This window comes from Citrobacter sp. VF227, from assembly GCF_052950715.1.
Map to the genome: position 1 here is coordinate 464,917 of NZ_JBRFVF010000003.1, position 6,436 is coordinate 471,352.

The window sequence follows — 6,436 nt, forward strand, 5'->3', positions numbered from 1 at the left end:
GTCGGCTCCCTTAACGATGACGAAATTCACGGTGTTCAGCGCGTCCACCAGACGCCTGACGTGGCTGCTGGCGGGCAGCGAGTTGTCTGCTTTGTGCGCCGCGCTGCTGCTGTGCCTGCCAGTTCGCGGAGCGGCTATCGTTGCCGCTCAGCGCATTGGCCCGTGGCTGAGTGCTTCGCTGCTGGGGAGGACGTTGCTGTGCGGGCTGTGATGCGCGTTTCTCTTGTCTTTGCGAGGTGGTCTGGCGATTTTCTCGCTGCTGCGTGGTGCTCCGCTTCGTCGTCTGCGGTTTGGTGTCGTAGCCACGGTAGTTATTACGCTGGGAAATTTGCTTCAGCTGTTGGCTGGATGCCTGACGCTGGGCGTCTTTCGTGCCCGTACGCGCCGTCTGCGGGAATGTTTTCCCCGTCGATTTTTCCATCTGGCTCAGGGCTGCCTGACGCTGGCTATCGCGGTTAACCGGTTTTTGCTGTGTTGAACTGAGCCCGGTAGCTGTGTTGGTGGCGTGAAAGCGGTTATTGAGTTGGCTATTAGGGTATGGCACGCCCTCGCGATAGGCCGGGTTGTGCTGCCAGGTTCGGTTGGCGTCCGTCAGCCGTTGTCCACTGATTTTATTGAAATTATCAACGTTGATATTGATGTTGTTATCACCGTTACGGTTATAACCGCCATGGTTATCCCAGTCATCATTATGATGATGATCCCAGTCATCATCGTCATCCCAGTCGATATTGCTGAAGATGGCATAAGTTGTGGCAACGCCGAGGCTGAAGCCTAAACCGTTAACGAAGCTGTTGCCAAACTGCTCACCTGGCGTTGGTGGCAGATAGGTTGGCGGATAAGCTGTATTTGGCCAGGTACCGTAAACCGTATTCGGGTTATAGGTGGGAACGTACACCACCTGCGGATCGGCGGATTCAATCTTAATTACCGTTGGGCTTGCTGTGGCCGTTGTGGCTGATGTGCTCGCTGAACGGGTTGTCGACTCGCTGGCTACGGTTTTAGACGGTGCTGCTTTGGTCACGGTGGTGACTGTCTGCTGCGGTGTCGATTGTAACGCCCCGGTCTGTTGCGCCAGCGCACGCAGGCGTTGCACGGAATCCATAACATCTTTTGGTTGTGCAAGGAAAGCATCTCCCAGGCTCTGTACCCACGGCGGATTTTCACCCATCAGCGACATTAACTGCGGAAAAGCCACCAGCGATTTCACGCTGGGATCCCAGGGTTGACTGGCAACGGCCTGAATAGCGGCGTCACCCTGCATTTTGGGGTTGTCTTTAGACCACTGCGCGGCCTGGATGACGTTGGCCGGGTAGGTTGAAGCCATCAAAATTTGCGACAGTAGTGAGTCCGGATAGAGTGCGATAGGCGCAACCCACTGATCGATTTGTGCCGCCGTGTACGTAGGTATTGCAGCAGGCGCTGGTTGGTCGACCGGGGTAGGGGCCGCTACGGGAGCTGGAGCCGGTACTGACGGTTGCTGTGTCACCGGGGCAGGCTCCGTGGTGCGACTTTTAACGAACATCACGCCAGAGGCGGCAAACAGCCCGGCACTGCACAGAAGGACAAGCAAGTGTGGCTTAAAGGGCAACTTCATAAAATGACTCCAACGAGACAAGCGCTGTGCCGTGAGGCGTTCCTGTTGCCGCGAGTATTATTCACCCGTGTTAGACAGTTTTGACTTTTATTGGGGATTCAGCCGGGAGGTCCGGAAAAAGAGTGTGAAGATTTATTACACAATTATATCTGATGGCTGAGAAATCGCTGGAATATTCAGCAGGTCGCGCTTGAAAATCAATCGTTTCAGGGCGCCTTCAGGCAGCCTTAATTGCCTCTCGCCTTGTCGCTATACCATTCTTAACGATTCAGCCAATTTTTTATGTTGCTTTTTTGTAAACAGATTAACACTTAATGAAAATCCTGTTATTGTGCCTTATGCGGTACCGGGCATTTACCCTACTAACTACTGTCTCACAGGAGCGTGAAGAGAATCGCCCATCTACAAAAGCGCCGCATTATGACAATGAGAGCGAGGAGATATCGTCGTGCTAGAAGAATACCGTAAGCACGTAGCTGAGCGTGCTGCCCAGGGGATTGTGCCAAAACCTTTAGACGCAACCCAAATGGCCGCACTTGTCGAGCTGCTGAAGACCCCGCCTGTGGGCGAAGAAGAATTCCTGTTAGACCTGTTGATCAACCGTGTTCCTCCTGGCGTAGATGAAGCCGCTTATGTTAAAGCCGGTTTTCTCGCTGCCGTCGCGAAAGGCGACACCACCTCCCCGCTGGTAACACCAGAAAAAGCCATTGAACTGCTGGGCACCATGCAGGGTGGTTACAACATTCATCCGCTGATCGACGCGCTGGACGATGCCAAACTGGCGCCGATTGCCGCCAAAGCGCTCTCTTCAACGCTGCTGATGTTCGATAACTTCTACGATGTGGAAGAAAAAGCCAAAGCGGGCAACGAATATGCGAAGCAGGTAATGCAGTCCTGGGCTGATGCCGAATGGTTCCTGAACCGTCCTGCTCTGGCTGAAAAAATCACCGTTACCGTCTTTAAAGTGACCGGTGAAACCAACACCGATGACCTCTCTCCGGCACCGGACGCATGGTCTCGCCCGGATATCCCGCTGCACGCGCTGGCGATGCTGAAAAACGCCCGTGAAGGCATTAACCCGGATCAGCCGGGCGTGGTAGGCCCGATCAAACAGATCGAAGAATTGCAGAAAAAAGGCTACCCGCTGGCTTATGTGGGTGACGTTGTCGGTACCGGCTCTTCGCGTAAATCCGCCACCAACTCCGTGCTGTGGTTCATGGGCGATGATATCCCGCATGTGCCGAACAAGCGCGGTGGCGGTCTGTGCCTCGGCGGCAAAATTGCGCCGATCTTCTTCAACACCATGGAAGATGCGGGTGCGCTGCCAATTGAAGTCGACGTTTCAAACATGAACATGGGGGACGTGATTGACGTTTACCCGTTCAAAGGCGAGGTGCGTAACCACGAAACCGGCGAACTGCTGGCCAGCTTTGAGCTGAAAACCGACGTGCTGATCGACGAAGTGCGTGCCGGTGGCCGTATTCCGCTGATCATCGGTCGTGGCCTGACCACCAAAGCGCGCGAAGCGCTGGGTCTGCCGCACTCAGACGTCTTCCGTCAGGCGAAAGACGTGGCGGAAAGCAGCCGCGGCTTCTCGTTGGCACAGAAAATGGTTGGCCGCGCCTGCGGCGTGAAAGGTATTCGTCCGGGCGCGTACTGCGAACCGAAGATGACCTCCGTGGGTTCTCAGGATACTACCGGCCCGATGACCCGTGATGAACTGAAAGACCTGGCGTGCCTGGGCTTCTCAGCTGATCTGGTGATGCAGTCCTTCTGTCATACCGCCGCGTATCCGAAGCCGGTTGACGTAACCACGCACCACACGCTGCCAGATTTCATCATGAACCGTGGCGGGGTGTCGTTGCGTCCTGGCGATGGCGTCATCCACTCCTGGCTGAACCGCATGCTGCTGCCGGATACTGTCGGCACCGGCGGTGACTCCCATACCCGTTTCCCGATTGGCATCTCCTTCCCGGCAGGTTCGGGTCTGGTCGCGTTTGCCGCGGCGACCGGCGTGATGCCGCTGGATATGCCGGAATCCGTTCTGGTTCGTTTTAAAGGTAAAATGCAGCCGGGCATCACCCTGCGCGATCTGGTACACGCCATTCCGCTGTATGCGATCAAACAGGGGCTGCTGACCGTTGAGAAGAAAGGCAAGAAAAACATCTTCTCTGGCCGCATCCTGGAAATCGAAGGTCTGCCGGATCTGAAAGTGGAGCAGGCGTTCGAACTGACCGATGCCTCCGCTGAACGTTCCGCTGCCGGTTGTACCATCAAGTTGAACAAAGAGCCGATCGTTGAGTATCTGAACTCTAACATCGTACTGCTGAAGTGGATGATCGCAGAAGGTTACGGCGATCGCCGTACGCTGGAACGTCGTGTGCAGGGGATGGAAAAATGGCTGGCGGATCCGCAGTTGCTGGAAGCCGATGCTGACGCAGAATACGCGGCGGTGATCGACATCGATCTGGCGGATATTAAAGAGCCAATCCTGTGTGCGCCGAACGATCCGGACGATGCGCGTCTGCTGTCTGACGTGCAGGGCGAGAAGATTGACGAAGTGTTTATCGGTTCCTGTATGACCAACATCGGCCACTTCCGTGCGGCCGGTAAGCTGCTGGATGCGCACAAAGGCCAGCTGCCGACGCGTCTGTGGGTGGCGCCGCCAACCCGTATGGACGCCGCGCAGCTGACCGAAGAAGGTTACTACAGCGTGTTTGGCAAGAGCGGGGCGCGTATTGAGATCCCGGGTTGTTCACTGTGCATGGGTAACCAGGCGCGCGTGGCGGACAACTCAACCGTGGTGTCGACCTCTACCCGTAACTTCCCGAACCGTTTAGGGACCGGGGCGAACGTCTACCTGGCTTCTGCGGAGCTGGCGGCGGTCGCGGCACTGATCGGCAAACTGCCGACGCCGGACGAGTATCAAACCTATGTGGCGCAGGTGGATAAAACCGCTGTCGACACCTACCGTTATCTGAACTTCGACCAGCTGTCTCAGTACACTGAGAAAGCCGACGGCGTGATTTTCCAGACCGCGGTGTAATGCGCTAACGCGTTTTGTGTAAAAACGCATCAATGCCCGGAGAAGTCGGCTTCTCCGGGCATTTTTATTTCTATTCCTTATACCCGCTACGCTTTTTTTCTGCGGCGCTGCTGCGATAATTACAGCAAGGCGCAATGCGGTATTGGCGCATTGCCGGGAGCAGAGGAAGACATTATGGATTACGAATTTCTGCGCGATATTACCGGAGTGGTAAAAGTGCGTATGTCCATGGGCCACGAAGTGGTGGGGCACTGGTTTAACGAAGAAGTGAAAGAAAACCTGGCCTTACTTGATGAAGTGGAACAGGCGGCGCGTGCGGTGAAGGGCAGTGAGCGCTCCTGGCAGCGGGCAGGACATGAATACACGCTCTGGCTGGATGGCGAAGAGGTGATGGTACGCGCCAATCAACTGGAGTTCTCCGGAGATGAAATAGAAGAGGGGATGAGCTACTACGACGAAGAGAGCTTTTCACTTTGCGGCGTAGAGGATTTTCTTCAGGTAGTGGCGGCATACCGCGAATTTGTGCAACAGCGTTAATTTATGCGGAGCCTGTAGGCTCCGCAAAACTATCTATTTAACGTAAGCCAACAGGCTCAGGGAGTCACGCGCGAGCGCTTTGCATTTCTTTGCTGTAGGAATGCCGATACCGCTGAGATCGCGATAGCTGTCTTCACCCAGCGCTTTCATATTGAAGGTGTCGTAATTACTTAGGTCCCACTGGTTTTGCTGGGCAAAAAAGACCAGTGCGCGACGAATCTGCCCATTAGGTAAATTCTGGTATCCACAGTCATTTTTCAGAAAAACAAAAACTGCCGTTAAATCGGCCATATCTTCGGCTTCGGACTCACTCAGCGCATAGCTGTTTGCGCATACGGCCATCAGGCTGCCGAACAAAACTGTTCTGAAAAACGTCTTCATTGCTTCTACCACTGCATCACGGAATTTAAACGTTAGCACACTGCGAGCGAAGCGACGACCTTTATTATTTGCCATTCACTTGACCTTCCCGTAAGGGGAGGGTTTGATTGCGTTATATTCCTTGATATTGCTGCATTCATTATTTATTTAATAAGAAAAGGCCCCTGGCGGGGCCCCTAGATGTAGGGTGTTAAATTTGCACATCTGATGGTTTTTTACGTCGATTTGAGAGTTTGGCATCAGTACAACATTATTACGGTTCTGGAAGTTGTTTGTACCCAGTCTATCCAGTGTTAAAAATAATAGCACAAACTGGATCTTTACAACCGGTAGACAGCACCTCAGGATTGAGCTTGGCGATGATATCGTTCAGCCTGTCCATCAGCTCCGGTCGTTTGAACGTAATATGGACAGTTCCTTTTTGAAAGTATTTGATTTTAAACATCCCGTCCTCGTAACTGTTACTCCCTCTGTTCTCGTGAATGTGATAGCCCAAACGTCGGTCACATCGGCACGATTATCAGGAATGGGATTCCTGTCCAGCAGCATCAGCATGCGCTCCAGGTCAGCAAGCCGGTCACGCTGCCAGCCCCAGTTCAGACTGTAGCCCCATCGGTCATGTCTCACCAGTCCGCTCACGATGATCTTGTTCCCGAACTTACACGGGTTGTTACTTTTTAAAGCCCCAGCTCAGCCCTTTAAACACGTTTATCACCCCGCGCTCAAACACCTCACCATTACTTTGATACAGTTGCTCAAAAGTATTCAGAAGGTTGGCTTCGCTGACTGCAGGAATGTCATCCTTTTCCAGACAGTTGTACTATTGGTCACGCGCCTGAGTGCCCATGATGGTAAACATCCCAGAATTTTTCATT

The 6,436-nt window shown here is 53.8% G+C and carries 4 protein-coding genes and 1 pseudogene; 2 read left to right on the top strand and 3 right to left on the bottom strand.

The genetic code is table 11. The features are described 5' to 3' along the window. Positions 1-10 precede the first annotated feature (10 nt). Entirely contained in the window at positions 11-1,597 is a 1,587-nt protein-coding gene (locus ACU8YC_RS14550) for a DUF3300 domain-containing protein (RefSeq protein WP_151216755.1), read from the bottom strand. 448 nt (positions 1,598-2,045) lie between these two features. Here ACU8YC_RS14550 and acnB point away from each other — a divergent pair, with 448 nt between their 5' ends. Next, positions 2,046-4,643, top strand: a complete 2,598-nt coding sequence (acnB, locus tag ACU8YC_RS14555; RefSeq protein ID WP_151216756.1) for a bifunctional aconitate hydratase 2/2-methylisocitrate dehydratase — start codon at positions 2,046-2,048, stop codon at positions 4,641-4,643. 174 nt (positions 4,644-4,817) lie between these two features. Then, positions 4,818-5,180 (top strand): protein YacL, encoded by a 363-nt coding sequence (gene yacL, locus ACU8YC_RS14560; protein WP_151216757.1) that lies wholly within the window; start codon positions 4,818-4,820, stop codon positions 5,178-5,180. Positions 5,181-5,213: 33 nt separating this feature from the next. Here yacL and ACU8YC_RS14565 read toward each other — a convergent pair whose 3' ends face one another. Both ACU8YC_RS14565 and ACU8YC_RS14570 read right to left on the bottom strand, forming a co-directional pair. Continuing rightward, positions 5,214-5,561, bottom strand: a complete 348-nt coding sequence (locus ACU8YC_RS14565) for a YacC family pilotin-like protein (protein WP_003018667.1) — start codon at positions 5,559-5,561, stop codon at positions 5,214-5,216. Between the two features lie 283 nt (positions 5,562-5,844). Continuing rightward, positions 5,845-6,436: pseudogene (locus ACU8YC_RS14570) on the bottom strand (DUF4942 domain-containing protein); the annotation flags it as partial.